The 14,467-nt window shown below is 51.9% G+C and carries 10 protein-coding genes and 1 tRNA gene; 9 read left to right on the forward strand and 2 right to left on the reverse strand.

Going from position 1 to position 14,467, the window contains the following annotated elements; translation table 11 throughout:
* Positions 1-109 precede the first annotated feature (109 nt).
* The 7 genes from rfbG to V6C16_RS00905 all read left to right on the forward strand — a co-directional run bounded on the left by rfbG (position 110) and on the right by V6C16_RS00905 (position 7,806).
* Positions 110-1,234: a CDP-glucose 4,6-dehydratase gene (rfbG, locus tag V6C16_RS00875; protein ID WP_333542723.1), complete on the forward strand. Its 1,125-nt coding sequence runs from the start codon at positions 110-112 to the stop codon at positions 1,232-1,234.
* On the forward strand, positions 1,221-2,540 hold the full coding sequence (gene rfbH, locus V6C16_RS00880) for a lipopolysaccharide biosynthesis protein RfbH (RefSeq protein ID WP_333536801.1): 1,320 nt from the start codon (positions 1,221-1,223) through the stop codon (positions 2,538-2,540). The genes rfbG and rfbH overlap by 14 nt, the downstream gene beginning before the upstream one ends.
* Entirely contained in the window at positions 2,537-3,484 is a 948-nt protein-coding gene (locus V6C16_RS00885; RefSeq protein WP_333536800.1) for a hypothetical protein, read from the forward strand. Before rfbH ends, V6C16_RS00885 begins: the two co-directional genes overlap by 4 nt.
* On the forward strand, positions 3,475-4,395 hold the full coding sequence (locus V6C16_RS00890) for a hypothetical protein (protein ID WP_333536799.1): 921 nt from the start codon (positions 3,475-3,477) through the stop codon (positions 4,393-4,395). The genes V6C16_RS00885 and V6C16_RS00890 overlap by 10 nt, the downstream gene beginning before the upstream one ends.
* A 46-nt stretch (positions 4,396-4,441) precedes the next feature.
* The gene (locus tag V6C16_RS00895; RefSeq protein WP_333536798.1) at positions 4,442-5,437 is read left to right on the forward strand and encodes an alpha-1,2-fucosyltransferase; all 996 of its coding nucleotides are present in this window, start codon (positions 4,442-4,444) and stop codon (positions 5,435-5,437) included.
* A gap of 152 nt (positions 5,438-5,589) precedes the next feature.
* Complete coding sequence (locus tag V6C16_RS00900; RefSeq protein WP_333536797.1) at positions 5,590-6,522, forward strand: glycosyltransferase family 2 protein; 933 nt, start codon at positions 5,590-5,592, stop codon at positions 6,520-6,522.
* Between the two features lie 9 nt (positions 6,523-6,531).
* Entirely contained in the window at positions 6,532-7,806 is a 1,275-nt protein-coding gene (locus V6C16_RS00905; RefSeq protein WP_333536796.1) for a glycosyltransferase, read from the forward strand.
* Positions 7,807-7,919: 113 nt separating this feature from the next.
* Here V6C16_RS00905 and V6C16_RS00910 read toward each other — a convergent pair whose 3' ends face one another.
* Positions 7,920-9,053, reverse strand: coding sequence for a glycosyltransferase family 4 protein (locus V6C16_RS00910; protein WP_333536795.1), 1,134 nt, complete (start codon positions 9,051-9,053; stop codon positions 7,920-7,922).
* A 262-nt stretch (positions 9,054-9,315) separates the two neighbouring features.
* Between V6C16_RS00910 and V6C16_RS00915 the strand changes: the two genes are divergently transcribed.
* Both V6C16_RS00915 and V6C16_RS00920 read left to right on the forward strand, forming a co-directional pair.
* Complete coding sequence (locus tag V6C16_RS00915; RefSeq protein ID WP_333542722.1) at positions 9,316-12,546, forward strand: DEAD/DEAH box helicase; 3,231 nt, start codon at positions 9,316-9,318, stop codon at positions 12,544-12,546.
* 132 nt (positions 12,547-12,678) lie between these two features.
* On the forward strand, positions 12,679-13,560 hold the full coding sequence (locus V6C16_RS00920; protein WP_333536793.1) for an SWIM zinc finger family protein: 882 nt from the start codon (positions 12,679-12,681) through the stop codon (positions 13,558-13,560).
* A 636-nt stretch (positions 13,561-14,196) separates the two neighbouring features.
* Here V6C16_RS00920 and V6C16_RS00925 read toward each other — a convergent pair.
* Positions 14,197-14,283: transfer RNA gene (locus V6C16_RS00925), tRNA-Leu, on the reverse strand.
* Positions 14,284-14,467 lie beyond the last annotated feature (184 nt).

Consider the following 14,467-nt stretch of genomic DNA (forward strand, 5'->3'; position numbering starts at 1 on the left):
TCTCTCTGTATTTTCGGATGAGGTGTACGCTAGCTTCTATACGTATACTTGTCAAAGGGCATAGGCTGGTGTAATCCATAAAAAACTTGAGAGGATTCCAATGGGCAATATGAATGAGATTTGCTCCTCATATAGCGGGCGCCGTGTACTTGTTACTGGTTATAACGGTTTCAAGGGAACATGGCTTTGCTTGTGGCTCAAACTTATGGGGGCAGATGTTCTTGGCATAGGCAACGACCTGCCCAGTACCCCCAGCATGAATGAAGCTGTCGCCGCAGACGACCTTGTGCGAGGCATGCGCATTGACATCAATGATTATACAAAACTGGCGCAGGTTGTTGCTGACTTCAAGCCAGAGGTTGTTTTTCATCTGGCTGCGCAGGCCTTGGTGCGTCCGTCGTACGAAGACCCACTGGGCACGCTTTCTACCAATATTATGGGCACGGCCCACGTGCTGGAAGCCTGTCGCCATACCCCTTCCGTGCGTTCCATTGTCATTGTGACCAGTGACAAGTGCTACCGCAATAACGAGTGGGTATGGGGCTACCGCGAAAACGACCCCATGGGAGGGCACGACCCTTACAGCGTCAGCAAGGGCTGCGCGGAACTTGTCACCACTTCCTATATCAAGTCTTTCTTTCCACACGAAAAATATGGGCAGACGCACCATGTGGCCGTGGCTTCGGCCCGCGCGGGTAACGCCATCGGCGGTGGAGACTGGGGCAAGGATCGGCTGATTCCTGACTGCGTTAGAGCATTGCACGCCAATACGGCCATCCATATCCGTTACCCCACAGCCGTGCGCCCGTGGCAACACGCGTTGGAGTGCCTGAGCGGCTACCTCATGCTGGGGGCAAAACTGCTTGAATATGGCCCCAAATTCGGTTGCGGCTGGAACTTTGCTCCCATCGACATGGGCGATGTCTGGCCCGTAGAGCGCGTGGTAAAACGCATTTGTCGGCTGTGGGGCAATGGGACATATGCAGTGGACAAGGGGGTGCAACCCCACGAGGCGCATATGCTCTGCCTTGACTGCACAAAGGCCAATATTGAGCTGGGTTGGCGCCCCCGATACACTGTGGCTGAGGCGCTGGAACAGACCACAGCGTGGTACCGGGCGTGGGCAGAAAATCCAGACCCTGCACATATGCGACAAGTTACTCTAGACCAGATAAGCGCATACGCCAACAAACCCGAAGATAATGCACAGGACGAATCCCATGAGCGATCCTAAAGAACAGGCATTGCGTCAGGCCGTACTTGATGCGGCCGCGCAATATACAGAGTATGCTCACGCCCAAAAAACCTTTGAAGCCGGGCAGAGCTCTGTGCCCGTCTCCGGCAAATGCCTGGGCTCAGAGGAAATGCGCAACCTGGTGGACGCCTCGCTGGACTTGTGGCTCACCACCGGGCGTTACAATGACGCCTTTGAAAGCGCGTTTGCGCAAAAGCTGCAGCGTAAATATTCTCTGACGTGCAACTCTGGTTCTTCTGCCAATCTTCTCGCCATATCCGCTCTTTGCTCTCCTCTGCTCAAAGGACGCCGGCTCAAGCCAGGGGATGAAGTCATCACCGTTGCCGCGGGCTTTCCCACCACGGTTGCCCCCATAGTGCAAAACGGCCTTATTCCGGTATTTGTGGATGTGACAGCACCCACCTATAATGCAGTACCCGAGCAGGTGGAAAAGGCCGTTGGCCCCAAAACAAAGGCCATCTTTCTTGCGCATACCCTGGGCAATCCCTTTGACATCGCAGCCGTGAAGGCCGTGGCAGACCAGCATGACCTGTGGTTCATTGAAGACAGTTGCGACGCGCTTGGCTCCAGCTACATATTGAACGGCGAAGAAAAGCCATGCGGCAGCTTTGGGCATCTGGCCACGTTTTCCTTCTACCCCGCACACCATATAACCATGGGTGAAGGCGGGGCTGTGGTGTGCGACGACCCATTGCTCTGGAAGATCGTTCTTTCCATGCGAGATTGGGGGCGTGATTGCTGGTGCGCTCCCGGCTGTGACGACACCTGCAAAAGCCGCTACGTGCGTCAGTACGGGCAACTTCCTCCGGGCTATGACCACAAATACGTTTATTCGCATCTGGGCTACAATCTAAAGCTCACGGACATGCAGGCAGCCGTGGGGCTGGCACAGCTCGTAAAACTGGACACCTTCACCGAGGCAAGGCGGCGCAATTTTGCGCTATTGCACGCAGCCCTGGCCGACCTTGACGGCGGCCCCTTTATCTTGCCGCAGCCCACGGCAGCAAGCAAACCATCCTGGTTTGGTTTTTTGCTGACCCTGCACCCCAGCTACGACAGACCATCAATCTTGCAAAAGCTGAACAAGAAAAAAATTGGCACGCGCCTGCTTTTTGCTGGCAACATGACACACCAGCCGTGCTTTGAAGGCGTCCCCCACCGCATCGCAGCGCCCCTCACGGGTACTGATACTATCATGAATCATACATTCTGGGTGGGGTGCTACCCTGGTCTCGACGAAGAGCAAATGAACTACATTGCTCATGCAATCAGGAAAGTGCTGTGACGAAATACCGCATGCCAAAACTCACTCTGATACTAGCAGTCCATAATGGTGGCAAATCCTTTCAAGAATGTCTTGAAAGCATTATCCCCCACCTTCACTGCATTGATTCTCTTTTTGTTTCCATTAACAAAGGCAGCGCCCAAGAGGATGACGTTGTCACGTGGAAGAATTTTTTGCAGCAACAGCCTGATGTTCAGCATACCTGCCTGATTCAAAAAAAATTTTTATCAGCCAAGCAGCATGCAGCAATAATATACCCCAAACTTCTTGAAACATATAAAGGCATGGAGGATATATATTATTTAATCCTTTGCCATGATGATATGCTCATGCCTAACTTTTCAGAAACAGTGAAAGACATTCTTCCAAAACTGAACGCACAAACGACAGTAAATCCCGCACGGGCGTTTTATAAAGATACCTTTTCCAAAGAAAACCATACCTTTACGTTCTACGGCTTGCTCGCCCATCAAGATGGAATATCAAGAGAAAACTTTATCTCCGCAGACATTGATAGAAACTATATCACCAACATCAGCGGGATTATCCTTCACAGAACGGTTTATGAAAATGCTATGAAGTGGTGCCTGCGAACAGTGTACGGCTATAGGTCAGAATATTTGTTGCTTGCCTCAAAGGGTGTAAAAAAAATCATGGGTACACAAGAACCCCTCGTGGGAATACGCTTGCACAGCGCATCAGGAAGCAGCCTGGCCCCAACGTGGAAGATTCGCATAGATGAGTATATCTATCTTTTATATATGTATTTTACTACAAATGATCCTTTTTTACGCGAAAAGTTGCGTCGACGCTGCACCATTGTTGGACTGGCCGCAAATCCGGTGAAAGAATTGGCCTTCCAGTTTTATAAACGTGTGCTCAAAAAAATCCTTCCCAAACATGTCCTTACGCTCCTGAAAAGCAGGTTGCAGCAATGGCGCTGATAAAAACATTCAATTTTCACAGACAGCTTACGGGCATGCTGCCCCAAATGGGTGACACCACTTTTGGCAATTTTTTGTTTTATCCGGGAGTTGCGCTGGCGGAGCGACTTCATTCGCATGGATATAGTTATACGGCAGCTGATGATTTTGATATTGCCGTTTTTTGCGACCTGGATCAGGAACTGCTTGAATATGCCAAATCTCTGCCACAAAAAATAAAAAAGATCCTGGTTCTGGCAGAATCTCCTGCGTATTGCCCTTTCCCCCACCAGCCGCATGTTTTAATGGATAGCATATGGAACCACGTTCTCACATTTAGCAGAGAAATACACTGCAGAAATATTACATACTATGACATCCCAGTTACAGGGATACAGTGCCCCATCAGCCCGCTAACGCCTGTCCATGGCGCACAGGATAAAGGTGTCTTTATTGCCAGATACAAACATGACGCCATTGGCAACTCCCTCCAAAGGAATGCCCTGGCGCTTCAGGCGATGGATAATGACGATATTGAGGCCTTTGGAGGGGAGTGGCCGCCGCACAAAAACTATGGCGGCAAAACTGCGGACAAGCTGCGTACTATTTCCCAATACAAATATTCCGTTATTATTGAAAACGCCAAATACAGCGGATTTGTGACCGAAAAAATACCTGAAAGCATCCTCGCAGAAAGGCCGGCTCTTTATTTCGGCGACTGCATTCACGCACGCCGCCGTTATGGCGAAACGTTTGTGTGCATGGAAGACGTCACATATGAAGCTTTTTTGGCAGCCCGAGCAGCATTGCTTGCAAATTACACATATTATTATGACCAATGCCTGCAAGAAAAATCGCGTTCACCACAGTGGATTGAATCTTTTATAGAAGCCATGCTGGGTGCAATTTTACAATCGCAACAGGCAGTGTAAAATATGACAATTATCATCAGGGTTACGACTGACAAGGTAGCATGATATGCGTGAAAATAAACTAATAGTTTTATGTTCGTTTTGTAAAAAAATCCTTCGTCCCTGCTGGAGAGCTTTTGTTCATACTAAAAATTTTTTGCAAGCACTCCTTTGTTGTGTCCAAAATCCCTCAATACTAAAAGAAAAAATAGTGATCGTGAGGGTAGATGGCGGCCTTGGCAGCCAAATGGGGCAGTATCTTTTAGGGCAGGCAATAAAAAAGCAGACCGGACTTCGTATTAAATATGACGTCTCATGGTTTAAAAAAGACGGATATGATTTGAACAAACAATACCGAAGAGATTTTACTCTTACTAAAGTATTTGAGGACTTAAGTTTTGATGAAGCCAGCCGGGAAGAATGCAAGGTGTATCGTTGTTTTTATGATTATGAGCTTAAAGACTGGTTTGCATATAATGAAGAAGTTATTACATCAAATGACAAAAGATATCTTTCTGGGTACTATGCGCACCCAAGCTACCTGCAATGCTTTGATAATAAGTGGTATGAGATATTCAAATTTAATAAAAATATAATTTTTGAAAATAGCGCCATTGCGGAAAAAATCAAGGCTTCAAAAAATTCTGTAGCGGTGCATGTTCGTCGGGGAGACTTTATCGGAACCCCCGCGGATGTTGCCACGATAGACTATTATACTAAGGCTCTAAAAGAAATTACCGCCATCTTTAGTACCGTCACCATATTTATTTTTTCTAATGATATAGAATGGGTAAAGATGAATTTCCCTCGAATGGAAAATATATATTTTGTTGATGCAAACGACAATGACAAGGGCTATAGCGATTTGTATTTGATGTCTTTGTGTGAAAACTTTATTGTTGCAAATTCATCATTCAGCAGTGCAGCGTCACAATTATCCACAAATACATCAAAATATATTTTCTATCCTTTTCTTATTAACTGCGATCGCCTAAGCGGAAGAGCTACTATAGCAACTGCTCCTCGCCCAAGTAATTGTAAAAGAGTGCTGTATGAAATTTAACTCTGTGGTCTATCCAGTTGTGGCGCTGTAGTATGTGTTATGCCACCCTGTGGAGGGCATAAAGTTTACTGCTATAGCTTTGCGTTTTTCTATCTACATACGTTCCCAAGCAGTACGTTTTTATAAATTGAATCTCTCATTGAGGATCACACATGTCAGAAGCGCCTCTGATCAGCGTTGGCATATTGAGCTATAATCGGCCGGATACCATTGGTGCGGCGATAGAAGGTATCATTTCGCAAACATACCAGAATCTGGAAATACTCATTGCCGACAATGCCTCACCAGACCCGCGAGTTGATGCAATCATACGATCTTACGCCGAACGGGATGCGCGCATTCAATACACCCGACACAAAGAGAATGGTGGGCCCTACTATAATGGGTCTTTTCTGCGCAATAGCTATTCTGGGCAATATTATCTGCATGCTTCAGACGATGATGTATACTACCCCACGTTTATAGAAAAAATGTATGCGCTGCATCAGCAGGGGGACTATGCCTTGGCTGCCGCGCAACCTGAATGTTATGACATGCACAGTGGCCGCCGGTTTGACAACATTCGCATCCCTGACGGGTTCTTTCAGGGCACGCGTGAAGAAAACTTTTTTCAATTTCTTACATTGCACCACTGGTACAGGCTCAAAGGGCCCACTCTGCTTTGGGGTTTATACAAAAGGTCGGCCGAGCCCGACCCGAATGATCATGTTTTTGGGCTGTTGAAAAGTGATGTAGACAACTTCGGCACAGACATGAGTTGGGTTTTACACACCATAGCTCACGGCAATGTTATTTTTTCCCCCGAGGTGCTGTGGCTGCGTCAGGAGAGGTTTTACTGGGGGCCGGGGCATGAGCCCTGGATGCGCACCCCCTACGAAAGCTTCAAATACGCTTTGAAGAAAAATTACAAGTTTTTACGCTATTATATGCGTTTTTTACCGGGAAAAGACAAAAAATTTCTGGTGAGTTGCGACATCTACTTTATGATCATTAACAAGCTCGTGGAAATGTACGGCTTTGACAAGAGCCGTGCTGAGGCGATTCTGCGCGAACACCGTAAAGAACTTATCTGCCTTTTAACGTAATTGGGATCCATGAATATCATTATAGATGGACACTCTCTCAACGTCATAGGGGGCATTGAACGAGTTGTCTGTGATTTGGCTTCTGCCCTGACAACTCGGGGGCATCAGGTCTATGTTTTCATTTCAGAACCCCTGCCAGCCAATCTTATGTATCCTGTGGATGAAAGGGTACATTTTATCGTATACACACATAACGGCAGGCAAGGGCACCTTGCCAACTTTCGCCAACAGGTTCTGTCGTGTTCCCCTGATGTTTGCATCTCTCCTGCCGCAGATCGCCGCCACCTCCCTTGGTGCGTGGCCCTGTGGGACAGTGGCGTCCCTCTGGTCATTTCCGAGCACAGCACCCCTGAAGATGTCGAGGGCCGCATCTGGAACCGTGCGGAAAGGCTGGCAGTTATGGCTGCCGCCGATGCCATTCATATGCTTCTGCCTTCCTGCCTGCCGAGCCTGCCAGAATGTTTACGCGGCAAGGCGCGTGTAATCCCCAATGCCGTCAGCTTGCCAGTATTACCACGACAGCCCAAAGATCACCTTACAATAGTGAGCATGGGACGCCTTGAGCGTGACAAGCAGAATCATATTCTTATAGACGCCTTTGCCATGCTGGCCCACGATTTTCCACAGTGGCATCTGGAGATATGGGGGGCGGGGCCGGAACAAAAACGGCTGCAGAAACAAATACAGCGATTAAGTATCGGAAAAAATACGCATATTTGCGGGCGCACAACCAGGCCAGAAGAGTGCTACGCACTGGCTGACGTGATGTGCCATCCCTCGAGACATGAAGGATTTGGGCTGGTAGTCGTAGAAGCCATGGCTGCTGGCCTGCCTGTGGTGGGTTTTGCCCAATCCCCGGGTGTCAATGCCTTGATCCTGGACGGGCAAACAGGCCTGCTGGCGCCGGAAATGACTGCGGAAAGTCTGGCCGGGGCTTTGCGAACTCTGATGCAAAGCGCTGTCATAAGAGAAAAAATGGGGAACAAAGGCAGAGAAGCGGCCACTCCCTATACACCCAAAATAGTTTATGATGCCTGGGAAGTATTGCTGAAAGACGTTATTCGGCGCAAAGGAAAGACTAACTTGCGAGAAACGGCTTTCAATCTTCAGAATCACGATGATCCTGAGCAGCAGAAGAGGCTTCACCTGCTGCGACGCTGCATGGCACGACCCAACGTGTTGGTGGCGGATGGAAAGCCACTGCGACGGCTTGTTTTTTCGTCCCCATGGCTAACCCGGCGGTTGCGCCCTTTTTATAGCTGGTTCAAAAGCCTATGGCCTTGATTCAGTAAAGGCATATCAAGAGCACTCGCGGCCTGCCGGCACGTGACGCTGCGCAGCCACAGAAGCAAGCTGCGCCGCCTCCTGGAAGGCGACAGGACTTAGGTAAAAAGCTCTCACTCCGACATAAGCGCACACATAAGTTTTTTCAGGCGCTCATGAAAAGCATTGTGACTATATCTTGATACCGCAAGCATATGACTGTGGTGGCATTGGCCAAGGAGATCTGTAGCTGACTGCGCCCGCAGATTTTCAATCATGGGTATAAGTTCTTCATCTGAATTGAAGCTGGCTAACTGTAGGTTTTCCGCGACATCCTCCAGTGCGCCCAGGCGGCGCACCAGTACAAGACATGAGAGCGCGGCCATCTGTAAAGGAACAAGCGGAGCAGCCTCAAAACTGTGCCTAGGTGTGCTTTCTGGACAACGCGAAGGCACAAGACAGACTTGCAAGCCAATCTCACGCACCTTATGGGGCAGATCTTCCACCCACCCGTAAAAATGCACATTAGCCGGGCTTTCACGGCGCAGTGCAGCATCAAAATTCTCTGAAGAAAACGCTGCATCGCCCAATACATGAAACTCCATATCTGGAAACCGCCGCGCAAGAGCTGGCAGAACATCCTGCCCCTTTTCTGCTGACACCCTGCCCACAATGCCCACATGCCGCAAGGGGCGGCCAGAGAAGCTGTCTTCAAAAGCTGTTTCTGAGAAACGGTCATCCAACCCATTTTCCACCAAGCGCACCCGAGGAGAAGCAAAAGCGGCGTCATAGCGTACCAATTCGCGTTGAATGAAATCGGACGGCACCACAATGGCCTTGGTACGTCGCCGCCCAAGAAAAATGCGGAACAGCTTTTTTTCCATTGTGCCGTGATTGAGATGGATGTGGCAGACCGCTTGCTTGCCCAAGAGCATCTCCGCCAGCAGGGCCACGGGCAGCAGCCGGTTGCCGTTGACATAAATCAGGTCTGCGGAACGTAACATCGTGAAATTTTGTAAAAAAACTACTAGATCAAGCATTGCAAGTCGGAGAACATCCACAATACTTTTCTTGCCCTGCGTCAAAGCGCAGGACGGAATACGCCGAACTTCAACGCCCAGAGCCTCAAGCTTGTCAGCGCAGGGACCTGCGGGAATCAGCACTGTTACTGCAAACCTGCCCGACAGCGCGGCCCTGACAAGTTCCAGAAGAACCTGTTGCCCGCCGCCCAGTTGCCCGTATTGATCGAAAAAAATAATCTTTTTCATATTGTCAAAGCTTCAATAGTTCGCGGTTCATAATATTTCAGTTTTATGGGCAGGCGAGACTTCTTTCACCCGAACAGGACAATAATCCGTATCGTCTACTGGGTCACATAATCTGGCCACCCACAAAGCAGTTCTATGCAATTGACGCGCGCCACACCTGAAAGTAGTGTATGTCAATGGGCTTGGCGTCATGTTGTCATCCTCGCCTTCCAGAAGCAAGAGGTAACAGCCAATGATTATCCTCCACGCCGCGCAGACGGAGATGGGATTTCTGCTTTGGGGCGAGAGTTCGCCAGCCTCTGCAGTATCTTCCGCTCCTTCTTCCGATGTTGCTGCGATGGTGGACACAGCCCTGGCACTCTCCCCGAAGCGCACATCCGGGAAAAAAGCCGCAATCCCCTTCTCGTCCGCCACTTTTCCCACCCCTTCTCCGTTTGACGCCGGGCAGGCCGCTCTTGATGCAATTCTGACCGAGCATCTTGGCCTTTCTCCAAACGGTGCACGCCCGTTTGAGGCCATGGCCTGGCTGCCGTCCTCCAAGTCTGGCCCCGTGCCTTCGAATCGGCTCCTCCACGATGTGAAGTACGCTGGCAAAACAGTGCATCTCCGCCCCTGGCGCGTTTCAGCCACACAGCTTGATGCCCGGGAAGCCGCAACTGTTCTGGCAAATTGCACGGGCAAGCAAACTCTCGCCCGTGGCGTTCTTTTGGGGCATGACCTGGCGTATTGGGCCGAAATGCTCAGGTTTGCCGGCGCTCTTGTTGCCAGGCAGCGTTATCTGCCCGGAGTGCGGATGGTCGACGGCCATTACCGCGCCGTATGGGAACCGGTGATAACTGCGGAGGATCAGCCACGCTTCGCCGCTTTTGCCTCCGCCATGCCCCCATCGGCCAGAGCCTTGACCAAGTCTGACGACAAAGCGCCGCCTTCCACCGCCGCCGCTTCTGTGCTGCGCGCTTTTTTGATTGACATGGTGGACGCCCTTGTCCGCTCCGCCATACCGCAAGCACTGTCGAATAAGAAGAACCAGGCCAGCACTTCCGGCACATTACGGGCATCATGGTCGCAGCCCGCAGCGGAGAGCGTGCATGACGCCTGGCTGGCCGCTCTGCGCTCGCCAGATGGTCGCATAGACTGGCCCCAAAAGGACGTGGAAGGCCTGAAAAGCACCCTTGCCCGTTGGAAACGCCCCATAACGGTGTTGTCCAAATCCCCGGTGCGGCTCTGCTTCAGGCTCGAAGAGCCCGTAAATGACGACGCGGCCCTGGGCAATGCTCTCCCTGTCTCTCCGCCGGAGGGCGATTCCGCCTGGCGGGTTTCCTATCTCCTGCATCCGCATGACGACCGCAGTCTCCTGCTCCCCATACGGGATCTCTGGTCAGGTCCCAAAAAACGTGCTTCGATAGTGAAGCATCTGGGCGCAGATGCCAGGGAGTATGTGCTTTCGGCGCTCGGTCAGGCTTCCGGCATTTCGCCGGAGATTGCGGCCAGCCTCAAGGATGCCGCCCCCGAAGGCTACAGTCTGGACGTTCAGGGCGCGCACAGTTTTCTGACGCACACGTCCCTGGCTCTGGAGCAGGCCGGGTTCGGCGTCATGCTGCCTTCGTGGTGGACCAGCAAAGGCGCGAAGCTCCGCCCGGTCATTCAGTCCAGGGCGGCGTCCCCCAAACTCCGCTCTTCAAGCGGTCTTTCCCTTGACACCATTGTGGAATTTGACTGGCAGGTTTCGCTGGGCGGAGAGCCTATAACCTATAAAGACCTTCTGGCTCTGGCCCGGCTCAAGGTTCCTCTGGTGCAGGTGCGGGGGCAGTGGGTGGAGGTCAATAGCCAGGAGATTCTGGCCGCCGCTGATTTCTGGAAGAAAAACAGCAAGAATGCCGCCCCGGCCCGGGATATTCTCCGCATGGCCCTTGGCGGTGAGGATGCCCCCCAGGGATTTGCCTTTGGCGGTGTGCAGAGTTCGGGCTGGCTCAGCGAGTTGCTCGACCAGTTGGAGGGCCGGACTCCCTGCGCGGAATTGCAGCCCCCGGCGGAGTTTGGCGGAACTTTGCGGCCCTATCAGGCGCGGGGATTTTCCTGGCTCGCCTTTTTGCAGCAATGGGGCCTGGGGGCCTGCCTGGCCGATGACATGGGCCTGGGAAAAACCATCCAGACCCTGGCCCTGCTGCAAAGATTATGGTCTTCCGGCAAAAAGATGCCCAGCCTGCTCATCTGTCCCACATCGGTTGTCAACAACTGGGCCAGAGAAGCGGAAAAATTCACTCCCGAACTGCCGGTCATGGTGCATCACGGGCTTGAGCGCAAAAAAGGAGCGGCCTTCAGGCGGCTTGCGTCCGCGCAGGCGCTGGTCATCTCAAGCTATGGGCTTCTCCAGCGGGATGTGGAGGTACTGAAGGAAATTGCCTGGGGCGGCGTCATTCTGGATGAGGCGCAAAATATCAAAAACCCCGGAACAAAACAGGCCAGGGCCGCCAGGGCAATACCGGCGGCGTACCGCATAGCCCTGACGGGAACGCCGGTGGAAAACAACGTCGGCGACCTGTGGTCCCTTATGGATTTTCTCAATCCGGGCCTTCTGGGCAACCAGCAAGAATTCCGCAAGCGTTTCTTCATGCCCATCCAGACCGGACGCGATCCCGAAGCCGTCACAAGGCTGAAGCGCCTTACCGCGCCCTTCCTCCTGCGCCGCCTCAAGACAGACACATCCATCATTTCCGACCTTCCCGACAAGGTGGAAATGAAAGAGTTTTGCCCGCTGACCAGGGAGCAGGCGTCGCTGTATGCCGCTGTGCTTGAAGATCTCAAGCGTACGCTATACGAGGTGGACGGCATCCAGCGCAAGGGTGTTATTCTTGCGACCCTGGCCCGGCTCAAGCAGGTATGCAACCACCCCGCCCACTTCCTTGGCGACAATTCGGCCATAGACGGGCGCTCCGGCAAGCTCGCCCGCCTTACTGAAATGCTGGAAGAGGTTCTGACCGTGGGCGACAGAGCCTTGATATTCACCCAGTTCAGGGAAATGGGCGACATCCTCAGGGCGCATTTGCAGGACACCCTCGGCAGAGAGGTACTTTTTCTGCACGGCGGCGTGACACGAAAGGCGCGCGACCGGATGATTGAACGCTTTCAGGATGATGCCCAGGCCCCTCCGATTTTTATTCTTTCACTCAAGGCCGGTTCTACCGGGCTTAACCTCACTGCGGCAAACCATGTGTTTCACTATGACAGATGGTGGAACCCGGCGGTGGAAAATCAGGCCACGGATCGTGCCTTCAGAATCGGCCAACACCGCAATGTGCTCGTGCATAAATTTGTCTGTAGCGGTACGCTGGAAGAAAAGATTGATGCCATGATTGAGCGCAAGAAAGAAATTTCCGACGCAGTGGTAGGGGTTGGCGAGGCATGGTTGACAGAACTGTCCAACCAGGAACTTCGGGATTTGTTCGCGCTGCGGGAAAACGCTCTGGAGCATTTCAACTTTGAAAAAGTTTAAATGCTCCAACGCTGCACACGAGTGCATCGCGCCGCAACGCGGCGTGGATTCTGCCGAAAATCGCATTTTTCGGCAGAATGACAACTTTGAGAATGTACATTCTCAAAGTTGATATACTCTAGAGGGGTAAACATGGCCTGGTATCCTGAATATGGCGGCTTTCCTCCATCGCAAGCCCGCGAGGTCAAGGGGGGCATCAAGTCCCAAAGCCGGCGCGGCGGCTTTGGGCAAAACTGGTGGGCCAAACGCTGGATTGAACTTATTGAAAGCTTCGGGCTGGGGGCAAGGCTGACCCGTGGGCGCGCTTATGCCCGCAAAGGGCAGGTCGTGTCCATACAAATGGAAAAAGGCTGCATCTCCGCCAAAGTGCAAGGTTCACGGGCCAAGCCGTATACTGTCACCATGCGGGTCAAGCCTCTGGAGGCTGATGCGTGGGTCACCATCGGCCATGCGCTGTGCAAGGAGGCCCTTTTTTCCGCCGCTCTCTTGTCCGGTCAGATGCCGCAACAGATTGAAGAAGTTTTCAAAAAGGCCAAACTGTCGCTTTTTCCGGCAAAGAAGGATGATTTTACAACCGACTGCTCGTGCCCTGACTGGTCAAATCCGTGCAAGCATATTGCCGCTGTTTACTACCTTGTGGCAGAGGAATTTGATCGGGATCCTTTTTTACTGTTCAGACTTCGGGGCATTGAGCGAGAGGCCCTCCTGGAACTGCTGGGGACTGGCGCGAGCGATGCCGAAACCGATCTGGATGCCAGGCAGGAAGGGCCTGAATCGCTCCCCGGCAATCCTGTACAATTTTGGGGCCACTGCATAACGCCGATTGAACTTGGAGCAGTCATACTTCCCGCTGTTGCCGCCGCCCTGCCCCGAAGGCTTGGCGGTATCTCTTTTTGGCAGGGAAATGAAGAATTTATAGGCACGATGGTGGGCGTATACGGTGCGGCAAGTGATGTGGGGCTCAACTGCGCCATAGGTCACAACATCGGGGAAGAAATTCCACAAGCGGAGTAGGTTCTTCTCACTCGGCAATGACGATTTTGATAGCGGGCAAGGATTTCAATGTGTTTTTTGGGGGGCGTGACCACGTTGCACAACGAAACCGAATTTCGCACAAACGCTGCTGTGCGCAATTTTGTCTCAATGCCCCTATAATTGCCAGACGTTTCGGGCATCGCACAAACGCTTTTGTGCGCCGCACAGCTTAAAAACCACAATCACAAAATGTGGATTCTTCTGTTGCCTTTATGTACCGGTCTTCCTGATTCCCACGGCCTTCCCACGCGGAAGGGGCGAATCCATTTCCGGGCCATCCAAAAAGGGAATGGGCGGGAAGATGGGAGGAAAAGCGCGCATTATGACCGCCCCTTGGACTTTTTGGTCTCCTCGTCCTGGGCCTGGGCGTATTCAAGGGCAACATCGTCTTTAAAGGAAGCGGCCGCAATGTTCCCATGACGAAGGGCACCGGCAACGCCTACGCGTAACCGTTGGACATGGGACATAGCGGCCGCCCATACAGATACAACCCAAAAGGGAACAGCAAGGGGGCTCCCCCAGACTTGGGGGCTATTTGGGGGCAAAGTGAGATAATACAAAAAACAAAACGGGCCAGCGAAGGAATAAACCTTTGCTAACCCGTTGCTTTTCTTATGGTGCCGAAGGGGAGACTCGAACTCCCACTCCCTTGCGAGAACTAGACCCTGAACCTAGCGTGTCTACCAATTCCACCACTTCGGCGCGAAGATTGATTTACCCGAACAGGGCATGCTTGGCAAGCTTTTTTTCGCTATGATCTAGGCACTGTAGTCACGAGATTGTTTAGATTTGCTTTTTCTGTCATACTCTTCGCACAGCGAGGTGATTATGACAACTCCAGCACATCGGCGACATGACATTTCTGATGAGGTATGGGAAAAGCTTG

Origin of the sequence: Desulfovibrio sp. 1188_IL3213 (assembly GCF_036763145.1) — a bacterium.
GTDB lineage: Bacteria > Desulfobacterota > Desulfovibrionia > Desulfovibrionales > Desulfovibrionaceae > Desulfovibrio.